Source organism: Duganella levis, from assembly GCF_009857605.1.
Lineage (GTDB): Bacteria > Pseudomonadota > Gammaproteobacteria > Burkholderiales > Burkholderiaceae_D > Rugamonas > Rugamonas levis.
Genome location: NZ_WWCT01000010.1, coordinates 110,325 through 127,622 on the forward strand (window position 1 = coordinate 110,325; position 17,298 = coordinate 127,622).

Genomic DNA, 17,298 nt, shown 5'->3' on the forward strand with positions numbered 1-17,298 from the left:
CCTCGCTTCGACGCGGCGAATGAAAAATTATGGGCCAAGCAATCGTACGGTGGCGCACGGAAGGGGACTGTACGGTGACGTACATAACAGGGTGAGCAAAAAAAAAGGACCGCTTGCGCGGCCCCTGCAAAGGAGAAAACTGACTCAGGCTGCCAGCAACAGCGGCGTCGCCAGCGCCAGACCGCCGTTGAGGCTGTATGCGTAGCGATGTCCCAGCCGGCGCAGGCACAGCGCCGCCTTCATGCTGCGGTTGCCGCTGCGGCAGAAGAACACCAGCGGCGCCTGCTCCGCCCCCAGCCACGCACTGGCGTACTCGGCCAGGCGGCTCAGCGGCACGCTCAAGGCCATGCGGCCAGTCGGCAGCGGCGCGATGGTCGCGGCAAATTCATACGGCTCGCGCACGTCCACCAGGCAAGCATCTGGATGCGCCTGCAGGAAAGCATCCAGCGCGCGGCTGTCGAGTTGCGCATCGGCAGCAATGATTGCCGATGACCCAGCGTTCATACTGGCGCAGAACTGATTCTGCTCATCGCGCGTCGGGCAGAGCAGCGTGCGGTCGCTGGTGACGTCGTGCAAAGCCTGTTGCGCCGGCAGAGCGCTGAACGCAAAGCGCACTGCAGACGCCGGCAGCCGTGCCTCTTCCGCCGAGCCCAGCAGATAGGCACGCAATTCCTTGCCCGTGCCGCAGGGAACGCAGGCCAGCACTTGCGCGCCGAGCATGATGGCGGTGGCGCCGGCGCCATTCTCCAGCGCAATGTCGGCGGCGTTTTGCGGCCAGCCGTAAGCGTCGGCATCGGCCGCGCGGTTGAAGTGGCGGCCCAGCGCCTCGACCAGCATGGCGCGGCCGGCATTCGGCAGCGTGCTGACCACGGCCTGCACCTGATAGTTCTGGCAGCGCACATACGCTTCGATGCGCGCGGTGTGCTCCGGCAACGGATCAATGACGATGCAGCTGCGGCTGGCGGCGTCCAGCACCATCCAGCTGCACGCGCCTTCCACGCCCAGTTGCAGCAAGCCGTCGTGCGGCACGGCGGTGCGGTCGGACGGGATCAGGCAACTGGCGCGCAAGGCAGCGCCGCAGCGCTCGATGCGGGCACAGGCGGCGGCGATGGTAGCCTCGTCGGTCAGCGGGCCGAATGACATGCGAATGGCGCCGGCGCTGCGCCACAGCGGGAAGCCCATCGCATCCAGCACATAGCTCGGCGCGGCCTTGGACGAGGAACAGGCGCTGCCGGCGCTGACGCGCACATCGGCGGCGTCGAACACATCCATCAGCTCGCGGCTGGACAGGCCCGGCACCGAGAAATTCAGCGTGGTCGGCAGCGCAGTGTCGAACGGGTGGTTGAACACCACGCCCGGCAAGGCGGTGCGCAGGCTGTCCGCCAGACGCGCGCGGAAGTTGCACAGCTCGGTTTGGCTGCGGAAGGTATCGCCCCGCTCCAGCGCGCCCAGCACAGCACCCAGCGCGGCGATGCCGGCCATGTTCTCGGTGCCCGAGCGCTGCCCGGCTTCCTGGCCGCCGCCCTGGATCAGCGCGGTGAACGGCGTACCGGCGCGCACATACAGCATGCCGATGCCTTTCGGTGCATTCAGTTTATGGCCGGAGAACGGCGCGTAATCGATGCGGGTAGCCGACAGATTCAGCTTGAGCTTGCCCAGCCCCTGAACGCAATCGACCAACCAGTAAGCCTTGCTGCCGGTTTGCCGCAGCACCGCCTCGATGCCGGCCAGATCGGAGATGACGCCGGTTTCGTTATTGGCGGCCATGGTGCACACCATTGCGGCCTGGCCGGCGATGTCGCGCAGCGCGTTCAGGCTATGCGCGCCATTGTGATCGACCGGCAGCTTGTGCAGCGTCAGGTTCAGGCCCAGCAGGCGATTCCAGTGTCCCAGGCTTTCCGGCACGGCCTTGTGCTCGGTGGCGCCGTAGACCAGCAGCGTGCCGATGGCCTCGCCGGCGTCCTTGCGTTCGCGCAGCGCCACCAGCGACGACAGCACGGCGGTCTGGATGCCCTCGGTGGCGCCGCTGTTAAACATCAGGCGGCCGTTGCCCACGCCCAGCAGGCGCACGGCACAGGCACGCGCTTCATCGAGGATGACCTTGGCCTTGAGGCCGGTCGCGTGGGTGCTGCTGGGATTGCCGTAGCGCTGGCCCATGGCGTCGGTGGCGGCGGCAATCGCGGCAGGCAGAACAACACTGGTGGCGTTGCTGTCGAGGTAGATTTCAGTAGTCATCCATATAGCTTACGCAGTTATGCCGAAATAAACGTACCAAAATTCTGCGCTCAGGCATAAGATGGAGATGTTACATGCTCTCTTTCGCTGATAAATAGAATGAATCAACTTGACCGTTTTGACTACGCCATCCTTGACGCCCTGCAACGGGACGGCACGCTGTCCGTTGCCCAGCTCAGCGAACAAATAGGTTTGTCCTCCACGCCGTGCTGGAAACGGCTGCGCCGGCTGGAAGAGGAAGGCTATATCGAGAACCGCGTGGCCATCATCAACCGCAACAAGGTCGGCTTGCCGGTGACGGTGTTTGTCAGCGTGCGCACCACCCAGCACGATGAGAAATGGTTCGCCCGCTTTGCCGCTGCGGTGACAGCGTTGCCGGAAGTACAGGAGTTTCACCGCATGAGCGGCGACGTCGATTACCTGCTGAAGGTGGTGACGATCGACATCGCCGGCTATGACCGGTTTTACAAGAAGTTGATCAAGTCCGTGCAGCTGACCGGGGTGTCGTCGGCGTTTTCGATGGAACAGATCAAGATCACCACCTCGCTACCGCTGGGGCTGGTCTCGCACCAATAAGGGGCATTCATGAGATAATGCTTCATGTTAAATACTTGATTTAAAGCCAATGCGCGCCTTCTTTGAAAGCTGGCTGCCCAGCGCCCCTACCGCCAACCGCCGCGAACAGCTGCGCGCCTCCTTCGGCGCCCTGTGCGGCATCCTGCTGACCGCCCTGCTCAGCCATCTGCTGCTGCAATCGACCCATGCGGCCATCTTCCTGGTACCACCGATCGGCGCCTCGTCGGTGCTGCTGTTTGCGCTGCCGGCCAGTCCGCTGGCGCAGCCATGGTCGGTGATCGGCGGTAACGTCGTCAGCGGCCTGGTCGGCGTGGCCTGCGTGCACTGGTTCGGCGACAGCCTGCCGCTGCCCTTGCTGGCCGGACTGGCCTGCGGCGGTGCGATTGCCGCCATGTTCGTCACGCGCTGCCTGCATCCGCCCGGCGGCGCGGTGGCGCTGACTGCGGTGATCGGCGGTTCGCTGGTGCAAGCGGCCGGCTATGAGTTCGTGCTGATGACGGTGCTGGCCGATTCGGTGCTGCTGGTGCTGATGGCCATCACCTACAACAACCTGACCGGCCGCAGCTATCCGCACGTGCAGAACGCCCACGCCAATCCGCACGCCACCAAGGATGCGGCGCCGACCGTGCGGCTGGGCTTCACGCCGGAGGACCTGGACGCGGTGCTGCAACAGCATAACCAGGTGCTGGACATCAGCCGCGACGACCTGGAATCGCTGTTCATGCAGACCGAGCAGCGTGCCTATCACCGCCGCTTCGGCATCATCAGCTGCGCCGACATCATGTCGCGCGATATCGTCAGCGCCGAGTTCGGTACCGGGCTGGACGATGCGTGGCAACAGATGCGCGCGCACCGCGTGACTTGCCTGCCGGTGCTGAACCGCGCGCGGCGCCTGATCGGCATCGTCACGCAAACCGATTTCCTCGACCATGGCGGGCTGGACGACTACCGCAGCATCCGCCAGCAACTGCGCCGGTTCCTGCGCAAAAGCGGCGTGACCCACACGGAAAAAGCCGAAGTGGTCGGCCAGATCATGACGCAGCATCCGACCACCGCGCGGGTCGATACGCCGATCGTCGACCTGGTGCCGCTGATGGCGGACTCGGGTTTCCACCACATCCCGATCGTCGACCATGAGCAGCGATTTGTCGGCATCATCACCCAATCGGACCTGGTGGCGGCGCTGTACGAGAGCCGTTTCGCGGAAGCGGCAGCCTGATACAAAATTTGTTTCCTGCGGTTGAGGCAATGGCTTATGCTATCGGCCAACTTTGTCCATCCCAAGGATTCCGATCATGATGTCTCGCCGTACCCTGTTCGCCCTCGCCCCTTTCGCCGCCGCCGTCGCGCTTGCCTTCACGCCGATGAGTCCTGTGTATGCTGCCGCCCCGGCCGGCAAAGTCAGCGCCGAAGTGGCCGCCTCGGCCAACAAGGCGGTGCTGGCGATTGCCGACGAATACTATGATGCGGTCGCCCGCTTCGAGCCGATCGGCGCCACCGAGAACGGCGATAACCGTTTCGACAACCAGCTGGGCATGAGCATTGCGCCGGCCAAGCGCGCCGCGCAATTCAAGCTGTACCGCAAATTCCTGCAACGCCTGCAAGCCATCAAGCCTTACCAGCTGGATGTGAAAGCCCGCATCAACTACGACATCCTGCAATACGAGCTAACCGGCCTGATCGCCATGGAGCGCTTCCCCGAGCAATTGCTGCCGCTGAACCAGATGGACAGCGTGCCGGTGACACTGGCCAATTACGCGGGCGGCGAAGCGTCGCAGCCGATCGGCACCGTCAAGGAATACGATGCCTATCTGAGCCGCGTGTCGCAAATGCCGGCGTGGATCGACCAGGCCATCGCCAACATGCGTGAAGGCATCAAGAAAGGCGTGACGCAGCCGAAGGCCATCATGATCTCGGCGCTGCCGCAGTTCCAGCAACTGGTGAGCGCCACGCCGGAAGCCAGCATCTATTACACGCCGATCACCAAGCTGCCGGCCGGCTTCTCCGACGCCGACAAGCAGCGCCTGACCGCCGCCTACCGCAAGACCATCAACGACAAGGTGATGCCGGCGCTGGTGCGCCTGTCCACCTTCCTGGAAAAAGAGTATGTGCCGGCCTGCCGCACGTCGACCGGCCTCGGCGCGCTGCCGGATGGCGCCGCCTGGTACCAGGCACGTGTCGCCAACGCGACGACAACCACGCTCAAACCGGACGAAATCCACGCTATCGGCCTGAAAGAAGTCGCGCGCATCCAGGCGCAGTTTGCCGTGCTGGGTCCGAAGCTGGGCTACGACGGTCCGGCCGCCGGCCTGCCGGTGTGGGTGGCGGCGCAGCCGAAGTTCTTCCCGTTCAAGACCGAGCAGGAAGTGCAAGCCGTCTATCACAAGCTGAACGACGTGCTGGACACCAAGCTGCCGCTGATGTTCACCCTCCAGCCAAAAGCCAAGCTGGACCTGCGCCTGGAGCCTGAACTGAGCCGCGCCACCGCCTCCGACCACTACACCGCGCCGGCCGGCGACGGTTCGCGTCCGGGCGTGTTCTGGTCGGTGGTCAACGATCCGACCAAGTACGGCAGCACCGGCATGACCACGCTGTTCCTGCACGAAGGCAAGCCTGGCCATCACTTCCACATCGCCCTGATGCAGGAACTGAACCTGCCGAACTTCCGCAAATACGGCGGCAACAACGCCTTTACCGAAGGCTGGGCGCTGTATGCGGAAACGCTGGGCAAGGAGATGGGCCTGTACGACGATCCGGCCCAATACTTCGGCCACCTGAACGACGAGATGCTGCGCGCCGTGCGGCTGGTGGTGGATACCGGCATGCACGCGCAAGGCTGGACCCGCGAGCAAAGCATCCAGTACATGAAAGACACGCTGGGCTATGACGTGGTCGCCAAGACCGAGACCGAACGCTACATGGCATGGCCGGGCCAGGCGCTGGGCTACAAGGTCGGCTCGCTGAAGATCCAGGAACTGCGCCAGCGCGCCGAGAAAGCATTGGGTAGCAAGTTCAGCCTGCCGGCATTCCACGCCGTGGTGCTGGGCGACGGTACGCTGCCGCTGGCCTTGCTGGAAGACAAAGTGAACCACTGGATTGCTACGCAACAACAGTAACACTGGTCACGCACAGGCGGGCCGCTTGGCCCGCCCTTCCCTTTCTTATTTCACATAACGCTTGATGCTGGCGATAATCGGCTCAGGCAACGCCGTAATCTGCTTGGCGTGGTTGGCAAATACGATCTGCTGGCGTCCGACGGAGATCGGCTTGCCCTCGGCATAAAAGCGAAACTCCAGCCAAAATGAGCACTTCTTGACGTCATACGCGTTCAACTCGCAAGAAATCTCCTGGAAGGGGAAAGTCTCCTGCAGATAGTCCTGTTCCGCGTGCTTGGTGATGAACACGCCCTCTTTTTGCAGCATATCGCGCGCTATGCACTCGAAGAACCACTTTTCGCGGCAAATGCCCTGCCACTCAAAATAGCGCGCAAAGTAGGTGTTGCCATAGGCGTTGGAGTCTTTCAGATAAATCGTCAGCGAGTGGGTAAAGGTCTCGGCGGAAACTTGCATCAACATGATGTCACTCCTTAATGAATAGTTGGTTACCCGGCAACCGGGCAATCCCACTAGGCGGGAGTTGGCGTGGCGGAAGTTTGATCTGCCGCAAAGGCTGTCGCGATAATCAAGCGAGGCGCTGCGGTCCGCGCAATACTTGGCGTTCGGTTCACTCATCCTGGACAGCGCTATGCATTCCGTTCTGCCTGCCGTGGTTTCCATCCTGTTCCTGTGCTACGGCGCCTACGTACTGCACTCGCGCGGCGTGAGCCGCATCAGCCTGACTTTCTTCCTGTTGTGCGTCACCACCTTTTGCTGGCAGTCGACCTGGGCCATCCTGTTCCAGTTGCACGACGAGCACGAAGCATTCTCCCTGGCCAAGCTGGGCTATCTGCTGATCCTGTTCCTGCCGACCACGCTGTACCACTTCATCGCGGAACTGACCAACCAGCGCGGCGAACGGCGCTGGGTGGCGCTGTCGTACGGCGTGGCGGGCCTGCTGGGCGTGCTGCTGCTGGCCAGCGACTGGATGATTTCCGGGCTGTATCCGTATTTCTTCGGCTTCTATCCGAAGGCCGGCCCGCTGCATCCGCTGCACCTGCTCCAGACCGTGTTGGTGGTCGGCCGCGGGCTATGGCTGCTGTACCGGCGCCAGCGGCTGGCGGTGTCCACCGAGAAGACCCGGCTGCGCTACTGCCTGGTCAGCCTGCTAATCTACTTCTTCGCCGCGGTCGACTATCTGTGCAACTACGGCGTGGCCTTCTATCCACCCGGCGTGCTGTTTGTCGCTACCAGTCTCGGCCTGATCGCCCAGGCCATGGTGCGCCACAACCTGCTGGCCGATCCGCTGGAAGTGGCGGCCACCATTGCCCACGAAATGCGCACGCCGCTGGCGACCATCCGCAACCAGTCGCGCATTTTGGCCAAGTGCCTGCCGGACCTGCTGGCCGGCTACCAGATGGCGGTCGAGCACGGGCACATCCGGCCGACGCTGCCGGCGGCGCAGTTGCAATATTTGCATCAACTGAACCAGCACATCGAGGCGGAAATCCGACGCTCCAATTTCATCGTCGACATGATGCTGGCCTCGGCGCGCGCCGGCACGCTGAATCCCACCGACTTCGCCGACCACTCGGTGAAGAAATGCGTGGACGAGGCGCTGGCCAGTTATCCGTTTGAAAGCTCGATGCGGGAGAAAGTCAGCGTGCGCGGCAGCAACGACTTCACCTTTTTCGGCTCGGACGTGCTGCTGGTCTACGTGCTGTATAACCTGTTCAAGAATGCGCTGCACGCCATCAAGGTGGCTGGACGGGGCGAGGTGGAGATAACGCTGGCGGACCGGCAGTTACTGGTCACCGATACCGGCTCGGGTATCCCGGACGACGTATTGCCGCATGTGTTCGAGCCGTTTTACAGCACCGGCGGTACGGGAATAGGATTGGCGTTTTGCCAGAAAGTGATTACCGCGTTTGGCGGCAGTATTCAATGTGAATCGCAGGCAGGAAGATATACCCGCTTCTCATTATGGTTTCCGCAGCGTATTAATTACCCGGTTAATTGAGCAACGTCTTCACCGCTGACTTTATCCAGATCCGTTTCATCGCCTAAAACATAAATCTTTTGGCCGCTTAAAACATCCAGAATAAATGGCTGTTGTTCGCGCAGGCGGCGTTTAAAATCGGGAATGGAATACAGGTTGGGATTAATCTTGCGGCGTAATAAACGTTCGGCCACCGGCAGGCGGGATAATAATTCACCGTAACTGGTGTTATCGCCGATCAGCAATAACTCCACCGGCGTATCCATATTCTCCTGTTCCTTGGCGGTGGCGCCATACACAAACGCCACGTTCAGCACATGCTGCAGCGGCGCCAGCGCCGAGTTCAGCACGCTGACCAGGCCGAAGGTTTTCTTCACCAAGCCGCTGAGTTCGCCGAACACGATGCAGTCCTTGTTCGGCTTGAAGCGGCGCACATTGCCGATCCGCTCCGACACGATCACGCCCGACTCATGCAGCCGCTTCAACTCGCGCTGCGCCGACGCGCTGCCCAAGCCGGTCAAGCGCATGATCTCATTCAAGTGGAATCCTTGATTGACACGTACAAACAGCAAGCCCAGCAGTTTTTGCTGGGCGGGAGTGAAGAGGGCTTGAGCAATCATAGCCAAATCTTAGCATGAACGCACTACAGTCTGGCATGCATATAGAGGAGCGTCACAAGCATGGACGAAAAAAAACGGCACCCGAAGGTGCCGTTTTTGTTGGTGCTTAGAAGATTACGCTTCGTCGCTGTGTGGAGTAACCGCTTCGATTGCTTCCACATCGCCACCGGACATGGCTGCCTTCTCGGAAGCCAGCAGCGCTTGGCGCTCTTCGACTTCCCACGCTTCTTTTTCCTTGCGAGCGCGGTGGAAGGCCAGACCGGTACCGCCTGGAATCAGACGACCCACGATCACGTTTTCTTTGAGGCCACGCAGACCGTCGCGTTTGCCCATGATCGCTGCTTCGGTCAGCACGCGGGTGGTTTCCTGGAACGATGCGGCCGAGATAAACGAATCGGTCGACAGCGATGCCTTGGTAATACCCAGCAGAACGTTCTCGTAAGTGGCAGGGATCTTATTCTCTGCATTCACGCGATCGTTTTCGTCCAGCAATTCCGAACGCTCAACTTGCTCGCCAACGATGTAGTTGGTGTCGCCAGCATTCACGATCTGAACACGACGCAGCATCTGACGCACAATGACTTCGATGTGCTTGTCATTAATCTTCACGCCTTGCAGACGATAAACGTCCTGCACTTCGTCAACGATATAACGTGCCAGCGCTTCAATACCCAACAGACGCAGAATGTCTTGTGGATCGGCCGGGCCGTCGACAATCATCTCGCCTTTATTCACCACCTGGCCGTCGTGGACCAGCACTTGTTTATCCTTGGTAATCAGGAACTCGTGCTTGTTACCGTCCATGTCGGTAATTTCCAGACGCTGCTTACCTTTGGTTTCTTTACCGAAGGCCACAGTACCGGTGACTTCCGCCAGCATGCCGGCGTCTTTTGGCGAGCGTGCTTCGAACAGCTCGGCAACGCGCGGCAGACCACCGGTAATGTCACGGGTTTTCTGCGATTCGGTCGGGATACGTGCCAGCACTTCACCCACCGATACTGCCTGGCCGTCTTTCACCATGATCAGCGCGCCGACCTGGAAGCCAATCGCCACAGCGTGTTCGGTGCCGGCGATCTTCACTTCGTTGCCATCTTCGTTCAACAGTTTGACCTGTGGACGCAGCGTTTTGGTCAACGAACCGCGACGTTTCGCATCGATCACCACCAGCGTTGCCAGACCGGTCACTTCGTCCACCTGACGGGCCACGGTCACGCCTTCTTCGACGTTCTCGAAACGCACCGTACCGGCGTACTCGGTAATGATCGGACGGGTCAGCGGGTCCCAAGTTGCCAGTGCGGTACCGGCCTTGATGACCATGCCATCCTTGACGATCAGGGTGGCGCCGTACGGCACTTTGTGACGCTCACGCTCACGACCGTGGTCGTCGGTGATCAGCACTTCGCCCGAACGGGAAATGACGATTTGCGCGCCCTTGCCGTTGGTGACGTAACGCATGGTCGAGGTGAAACGAATCACACCGTTCGACTTGGCTTCAACCGACGAGGCCACTGCCGCACGCGATGCCGCACCACCAATGTGGAAAGTACGCATGGTCAGCTGGGTACCCGGCTCACCAATCGACTGCGCTGCCACCACACCGACTGCTTCGCCGGAGTTGACCAGCATGCCGCGGCCCAGGTCGCGACCGTAGCACATGGCGCACAGGCCGAAACGGGTGTCGCAGGTCAGCGGGGTGCGGACTTTGACTTCGTCGATGCCCAGACGCTCGATCTCTTCGACCATGTCTTCGTCCAGCAGCGTGTTGGCTGGGTACAGCGTCGCCTGGGTTTCAGGATTGACGATGTCGGTGCCGGCCACGCGGCCCAGAATACGATCGCGCAGGGCTTCGATGACTTCACCGCCCTCAACCATCGCCTTCATCACGGTACCGTTGCTGGTGCCGCAATCATCTTCGATGACGACCAGATCCTGGGTCACGTCGACCAGACGACGGGTCAGGTAACCCGAGTTTGCCGTTTTCAGTGCCGTATCGGCCAGACCTTTACGAGCGCCGTGGGTCGAAATGAAGTACTGCAACACGTTCAGACCTTCGCGGAAGTTCGCGGTAATCGGCGTTTCGATAATCGAACCATCCGGTTTCGCCATCAGACCGCGCATACCCGCCAGCTGGCGAATCTGGGCTGCCGAACCGCGCGCGCCCGAGTCGGCCATCATGTAAATCGCGTTGAACGATTCCTGGGTCGACTTGGTGCCGTCACGCTTGATGACGTCTTCCACTTTCAGCTGGTCCATCATGGCCTTGCCGACTTCATCCGAGGTTTTGCCCCAGATATCGACCACCTTGTTGTAACGCTCGCCGGCGGTCACCAGACCCGAAGCGTACTGCTGCTCGATCTGTTTGACTTCGGACTCTGCAGCCGAAATCAGGGTGACTTTTTGTGGCGGTACCAGCATGTCGTCCACGCAGATCGAAATACCGGCGCGGGTTGCCAGGCGGAAGCCCGACTGCATCAGTTGGTCAGCAAACACGACCGTCGCGCGCAGACCGCACTTACGGAACGAGGTGTTGATCAGCTTGGAAATTTCTTTCTTTTTCAGCGCGCGATTCAGCACCGAGAAAGGCAGACCTTTCGGCAGGATTTCCGACAGGATGGCGCGGCCAACCGTGGTCTCGTAGCGGGTAACGGTACGGACGAACTCGCCCGTTTCGAGATCTTTTGGATTCTCGACGATACGCACCGTGATACGGGTGGTCAGTTCCACTTCCTTGTTGTCGTAGGCACGGATAACTTCCGACACGTCCGGGAACAGCATGCCTTCGTTTTTCGCATTGATCGCTTCGCGGGTCGCGTAGTACAGACCCAGCACGATATCCTGCGAAGGAACGATCGACGGTTCGCCGTTCGATGGGAACAGAATGTTGTTCGACGCCAGCATCAGCGTACGGGCTTCCATCTGTGCTTCGATCGACAGCGGCACGTGAACTGCCATCTGGTCACCGTCGAAGTCGGCGTTGAATGCCGCGCAGACGAGTGGGTGCAGCTGGATCGCTTTACCTTCGATCAGGACCGGCTCGAAAGCCTGGATGCCCAGACGGTGCAGGGTTGGTGCACGGTTCAGCATGATCGGGTGTTCGCGGATCACGTCTTCCAGGATGTCCCAAACCACAGGCTCTTGGATTTCAACCAGTTTCTTCGCTGCCTTGATGGTCGTAGCCAGACCCATCAGTTCCAGCTTGTTGAAGATGAATGGCTTGAACAGTTCCAGCGCCATCAGTTTCGGCAGACCGCACTGGTGCAGTTTCAGCTGTGGACCCACCACGATGACCGAACGGCCCGAGTAGTCGACGCGTTTACCCAGCAAGTTCTGACGGAAACGGCCGCCCTTACCTTTGATCATCTCAGCCAGCGATTTCAGCGGACGCTTGTTGGCGCCGGTCATCGCTTTGCCGCGACGGCCGTTGTCCAGCAGCGAGTCGACTGCTTCTTGCAGCATGCGCTTTTCGTTGCGCGTGATGATCTCTGGAGCGCGCAGCTCCATCAGGCGTTTCAGACGGTTGTTACGGTTGATCACGCGGCGATACAGATCGTTCAGATCCGAGGTCGCGAAACGGCCGCCGTCCAGTGGCACCAGTGGACGCAGTTCCGGTGGCAGCACCGGCAGCACTTCCATGATCATCCACTCAGGCTTGATGCCCGAACGCTGGAACGCTTCCAGCACTTTCAGACGCTTGGCGTATTTCTTGATCTTCGCTTCGGACTTCGATTCCTTCAGTTCCACGCGCAGGGTCTCGGCATCGCGGTGGATGTCGATCGAGCGCAGCAGTTCACGGATACCTTCGGCGCCCATGAAGGCGGTGAAGTCGTCGCCGTACTCTTCGTACTTGGCGGCGTAGTCGTCTTCCGACATGATCTGGCACTTCTTCAGCGGGGTCATGCCTGGATCGGTCACGACATATGCTTCGAAGTACAGCACGCGTTCGATATCGCGCAGGGTCATGTCCAGGACCATACCCAGACGCGACGGCAGCGATTTCAGGAACCAGATGTGCGCGGTTGGCGACGCCAGTTCGATGTGGCCCATGCGCTCGCGACGCACTTTGGCCAGCGTCACTTCGACGCCGCATTTTTCGCAGATCACGCCACGGTGTTTCAGGCGTTTGTACTTGCCGCACAGGCATTCGTAGTCTTTGATCGGGCCAAAGATCTTGGCGCAGAACAGACCATCGCGCTCAGGCTTGAAGGTACGGTAGTTGATGGTTTCCGGCTTTTTAACTTCGCCGTAGGACCACGAACGGATTTTTTCAGGCGAAGCGAGACCGATTTTGATCGCGTCAAAAGTCTCGTTCGTCTGTACTTGCTTGAATAGATCGAGCAGTGCTTTCATGTATCACTCCAGGTAGTGATGAATTCTTAAACTGCCCCGCCGGCGAAGGCCGGCGGGGCCCGTGCGTGTGAATTTAAAGCCGAAGCTTTAGTTGCGTTCCAGGTCGATATCGATACCCAGGGAACGGATCTCTTTCACCAGCACGTTGAACGATTCAGGCATACCGGCGTCGATCACGTGGTCACCTTTGACCAGGTTTTCGTACACTTTGGTACGGCCGTTCACGTCATCCGACTTCACAGTCAGCATCTCTTGCAGCACGTACGATGCGCCGTACGCTTCCAGTGCCCACACCTCCATCTCACCGAAACGCTGACCACCGAACTGGGCTTTACCGCCAAGTGGCTGCTGCGTAACCAGCGAGTATGGACCGGTCGAACGCGCGTGCATCTTGTCGTCGACCAAGTGGTGCAGTTTCAGCATGTGCATCACGCCGACGGTGACCTTGCGCTCGAACGCTTCGCCGGTGCGGCCGTCATACATGGTGACCTGATTCTTCGACGGCGTCATGCCCAGGTTGCGGGCGACGTCGTCTGGGTAAGCCAGGTCCAGCATGCGGCGGATTTCCGACTCGTGCGCGCCGTCGAACACCGGGGTGGCGAACGGCACACCGCGTTTCAGGTTGTGCGCCAGCTTCATGATCTCTTCATCATTGAAGTTGTCCAGGTCTTCCGGACGGCCGGTTTCGTTATAGACCGTGGTCAGATACTTGCGCATCTCGGCGACCTTGATCTGTTGCGCCAGCATTTCGCCGATCCGGATACCCAGGCCTTTTGCCGCCCAGCCCAAGTGGGTTTCCAGAATCTGACCCACGTTCATCCGCGACGGAACGCCCAGTGGGTTCAGCACCACGTCGGCCGGGGTACCGTCCGCCATGTATGGCATGTCTTCCACTGGCACGATACGCGAGACCACACCCTTGTTACCGTGGCGGCCTGCCATCTTGTCGCCCGACTGCAGGCGGCGTTTCACGGCCAGGTAGACCTTGACCATTTTCTGCACGCCAGGCTGCAGCTCATCGCCCTGGGTCAGTTTCTTGCGCTTCTCTTCGAAGGCCAGATCGAACTGGTGGCGCTTCTCATTGATCGACTCTTTGATTGCTTCCAGCGCGGTCGCCGATGCGTCTTCCGCTGGGCGGATGTCGAACCAGTGGTACTTGTCCAGATCGTCCAGGTATTCCTTGGTGATCTTGGCGCCTTTGGCCAGCTTCTTCGGACCGCCGTTGACCACTTGGCCAATCAGCATTTTTTCCAGACGCTGGAAGGCATCGCCTTCCACAATACGCATCTGGTCGTTCAGGTCCAGGCGGAAGCGTTTCAGTTCATCGTCGATGATCTGCTGGGCGCGTTTGTCGCGCACGATGCCCTCGCGGGTGAACACCTGGACGTCGATCACGGTGCCGACCATGCCCGAAGGCACGCGCAGCGAGGTGTCTTTCACGTCCGAGGCTTTTTCACCGAAGATGGCGCGCAGCAGCTTCTCTTCCGGGGTCAGCTGGGTTTCGCCCTTCGGCGTCACTTTACCGACCAGCGTGTCGCCGGCTTGCACTTCAGCACCGATGTACACGATACCGGATTCATCCAGACGAGCCAGCTGGTTCTCAGCCAGGTTCGAGATGTCGCGGGTGATTTCTTCCGCGCCCAGTTTGGTATCGCGCGCCACCACGCTCAGCTCTTCGATGTGGATCGAGGTGTAACGGTCGTCTTTGACGACGTTTTCCGAGATCAGGATCGAATCTTCGAAGTTCAGACCATTCCATGGCATGAAGGCCACGGTCATGTTCTGGCCCAGCGCCAGCTCGCCCAGGTCGGTCGATGCACCGTCGGCGATCACGTCGTGCTTGGCGACGCGGTCACCAACCTGCACGATTGGACGCTGGTTGATGTTGGTGTTCTGGTTGGAACGGGTGTACTTGATCAGGTTGTAGATGTCGACACCGACTTCGCCAGCAGTGGCTTCGTCGTCGTTGACGCGAATCACCACACGGCCTGCATCGATGTAGTCCACCACGCCGCCACGTACCGCTTGCACGGTGGTGCCGGAGTCGACTGCCACGGTACGTTCGATACCGGTACCGACCAGCGCCTTCTCAGGACGCAGGCAAGGCACAGCCTGACGCTGCATGTTGGCGCCCATCAGTGCACGGTTCGCATCATCGTGTTCCAGGAATGGAATCAGCGAGGCTGCCACCGAGACGATCTGGCCTGGCGCCACGTCCATGTACTGGACGCGCTCTGGCGACACCAGAATGGTCTCGCCCGCTTCACGCGACGACACCAGCTCGTCGACCAGCTGACCGCTTTCATTGATCTTGGCATTCGCCTGAGCAATGATGTAACGGCCTTCTTCGATCGCCGACAGGTAATCGATCTGGTCGGTAATCTTGGAGTCCACCACCTTGCGGTATGGGGTTTCCAGGAAGCCGTATTCATTCAGGCGGGCGTACAGTGCCAGCGAGTTGATCAGACCGATGTTCGGGCCTTCAGGCGTTTCAATCGGGCATACGCGGCCGTAGTGGGTCGGGTGCACGTCGCGCACCTCGAAGCCGGCACGTTCGCGCGTCAGACCGCCAGGGCCCAGGGCGGAAACGCGGCGTTTGTGCGTGATTTCCGACAGCGGGTTGGTCTGGTCCATAAACTGCGACAGCTGCGACGAACCGAAGAATTCACGGATCGCGGCCGAAATCGGCTTGCTGTTGATCAGGTCGTGCGGCATCAGGTTGTCCGCTTCGGCCTGGCCGAGGCGTTCCTTGACGGCGCGCTCAACGCGCACCAGGCCGGCGCGGAACTGGTTCTCGGCCAGTTCGCCGACGCAACGTACGCGACGGTTACCCAGGTGATCGATATCGTCGACTTCGCCGCGGCCATTGCGCAGTTCCACCAGGATCTTGATCACGGCCAGCACGTCTTCGTTCGACAGCGTCATGGCGCCGGTCAGTTCGTCACGGCCGATGCGGCGGTTGAACTTCATGCGGCCCACCGCCGACAGGTCGTAACGGTCCGGGCTGTAGAACAGGCCGTTGAACAGCGCTTCGACCGAATCTTCGGTCGGCGGTTCGCCAGGACGCATCATGCGGTAGATGGCGATACGGGCAGCGGTCTGGTCGGCGGTGTCGTCGATGCGCAGCGTTTGCGAGATATAGCCACCCTGGTCCAGATCGTTGGTGTACAGGGTCTGGATGTCGGTCACATTGCTGTCGCGCAGGCGGTTCAGCACTTCGTCGGTCAGTTCATCGTTGGCGTTGGCAATGACTTCGCCGGTGTCGCCGTCAACGATGTTCTTGGCCAGCACGCGGCCCAGCAGGTAGTCTTCTGGAACCGAAATGTGTTTCAGGCCGGCAGCGTCGATGTCGCGTACATGCTTGGCATTGATACGCTTGTCTTTCATGACGATGGTCTTGCCGGTCTTCGGATCGACGATGTCGAAGCGCGCGACTTCGCCGCGCAGGCGTTCGGCGACGAATTCCATCTCGGCGCCTTCGGAGCGCAGGTGGAAATTATCGAACACGAAGAAGTTGGCCAGGATCTGTTCCGGCGACATGCCTATGGCCTTCAGCAGTATGCTGACGGGCATCTTGCGGCGACGGTCGACGCGGAAGTACAGGATGTCTTTCGGATCGAACTCGAAGTCCAGCCACGAACCGCGGTAAGGAATGATACGGGCCGAGAACAGCAGTTTGCCGGACGAGTGGGTCTTGCCGCGGTCGTGTTCAAAGAACACACCCGGGGAGCGATGCAGCTGCGAAACGATAACGCGCTCGGTACCGTTGATGACGAACGAACCGGTGGAGGTCATCAGGGGCAGTTCGCCCATGTAGACTTCCTGTTCCTTCATCTCTTTGACGACCGGCTTGGTCGGCGATTCCTTGTCCAGGATCACCAGACGCACCTTGGCGCGCAGCGGCGACGCGAACGTCAGGCCACGCAGTTGGCATTCCTTGACGTCAAAGGCAGGATCGCCCAGCACGTACGACAGGAATTCGAGACGCGCAAAACCATTGTGCGAAACGATAGGGAAAATCGAGGTAAAGGCCGACTGCAGGCCGTCGTTCTTGCGGGCCGATGCGCTAACATCTTCTTGCAAGAAACTGTGGTAGGACTCGAGCTGGGTAGCCAGCAGGAACGGAACGTTGTGAACGTTGGCGCGCTTCGCGAATGATTTGCGAATGCGTTTCTTCTCAGTAAATGAGTAGTGCATGGACACTCCGTGAGTGACAGAAAGGGAAAAAATTTCAGGTTTAGCCTGTGTGGCTTAGGCAGTCTGTCACACAGACGAAACCTGAAACTTCTACCATTTCCAGCTGATTCAATTGGGACTGCAACGCCGGGAAAACGCTACAAATACGACACAGACGACAAAGGAGCCAAAGCCGGATATTCCCTCTTTAACAAGGGAAGTCCGCAGCTTTGGCTCGTGGCGCTAACAC

9 protein-coding genes are annotated in these 17,298 nt (G+C 60.1%); 4 read left to right on the forward strand and 5 right to left on the reverse strand.

Going from position 1 to position 17,298, the window contains the following annotated elements; translation table 11 throughout:
- Window positions 1-144: 144 nt before the first annotated feature.
- On the reverse strand, window positions 145-2,235 hold the full coding sequence (locus GTP69_RS14170; protein WP_161055483.1) for an aminotransferase class V-fold PLP-dependent enzyme: 2,091 nt from the start codon (window positions 2,233-2,235) through the stop codon (window positions 145-147).
- A 99-nt stretch (window positions 2,236-2,334) separates the two neighbouring features.
- On the opposite strand from GTP69_RS14170, the gene GTP69_RS14175 reads away from it, so the two are divergent.
- The 3 genes from GTP69_RS14175 (at window position 2,335) to GTP69_RS14185 (ending at window position 5,927) form a co-directional block, all read left to right on the forward strand.
- Window positions 2,335-2,811, forward strand: coding sequence for an Lrp/AsnC family transcriptional regulator (locus tag GTP69_RS14175; RefSeq protein WP_161055484.1), 477 nt, complete (start codon window positions 2,335-2,337; stop codon window positions 2,809-2,811).
- A gap of 49 nt (window positions 2,812-2,860) precedes the next feature.
- Window positions 2,861-4,030, forward strand: coding sequence for an HPP family protein (locus tag GTP69_RS14180; RefSeq protein WP_161055485.1), 1,170 nt, complete (start codon window positions 2,861-2,863; stop codon window positions 4,028-4,030).
- A gap of 76 nt (window positions 4,031-4,106) precedes the next feature.
- Window positions 4,107-5,927: a DUF885 domain-containing protein gene (locus GTP69_RS14185; protein WP_371867933.1), complete on the forward strand. Its 1,821-nt coding sequence runs from the start codon at window positions 4,107-4,109 to the stop codon at window positions 5,925-5,927.
- A 45-nt stretch (window positions 5,928-5,972) separates the two neighbouring features.
- Here GTP69_RS14185 and GTP69_RS14190 read toward each other — a convergent pair whose 3' ends face one another.
- A complete protein-coding gene (locus tag GTP69_RS14190) occupies window positions 5,973-6,542 on the reverse strand; it encodes an acyl-CoA thioesterase (RefSeq protein WP_308494432.1) in 570 nt (189 codons plus the stop codon).
- Window positions 6,543-6,555: 13 nt separating this feature from the next.
- On the opposite strand from GTP69_RS14190, the gene GTP69_RS31725 reads away from it, so the two are divergent.
- On the forward strand, window positions 6,556-7,926 hold the full coding sequence (locus tag GTP69_RS31725) for a sensor histidine kinase (RefSeq protein WP_161055486.1): 1,371 nt from the start codon (window positions 6,556-6,558) through the stop codon (window positions 7,924-7,926).
- On the opposite strand, the gene GTP69_RS14200 is transcribed toward GTP69_RS31725, so the two are convergent.
- From GTP69_RS14200 to rpoB, 3 genes are all read right to left on the reverse strand, one after another.
- Window positions 7,911-8,525: a helix-turn-helix domain-containing protein gene (locus GTP69_RS14200; protein ID WP_161055487.1), complete on the reverse strand. Its 615-nt coding sequence runs from the start codon at window positions 8,523-8,525 to the stop codon at window positions 7,911-7,913. The two genes, GTP69_RS31725 and GTP69_RS14200, sit on opposite strands and share 16 nt — an antisense overlap.
- A 114-nt stretch (window positions 8,526-8,639) precedes the next feature.
- On the reverse strand, window positions 8,640-12,872 hold the full coding sequence (gene rpoC, locus GTP69_RS14205) for a DNA-directed RNA polymerase subunit beta' (protein ID WP_161045528.1): 4,233 nt from the start codon (window positions 12,870-12,872) through the stop codon (window positions 8,640-8,642).
- 87 nt (window positions 12,873-12,959) lie between these two features.
- Window positions 12,960-17,069, reverse strand: a complete 4,110-nt coding sequence (gene rpoB / locus GTP69_RS14210; protein WP_161055488.1) for a DNA-directed RNA polymerase subunit beta — start codon at window positions 17,067-17,069, stop codon at window positions 12,960-12,962.
- Window positions 17,070-17,298 lie beyond the last annotated feature (229 nt).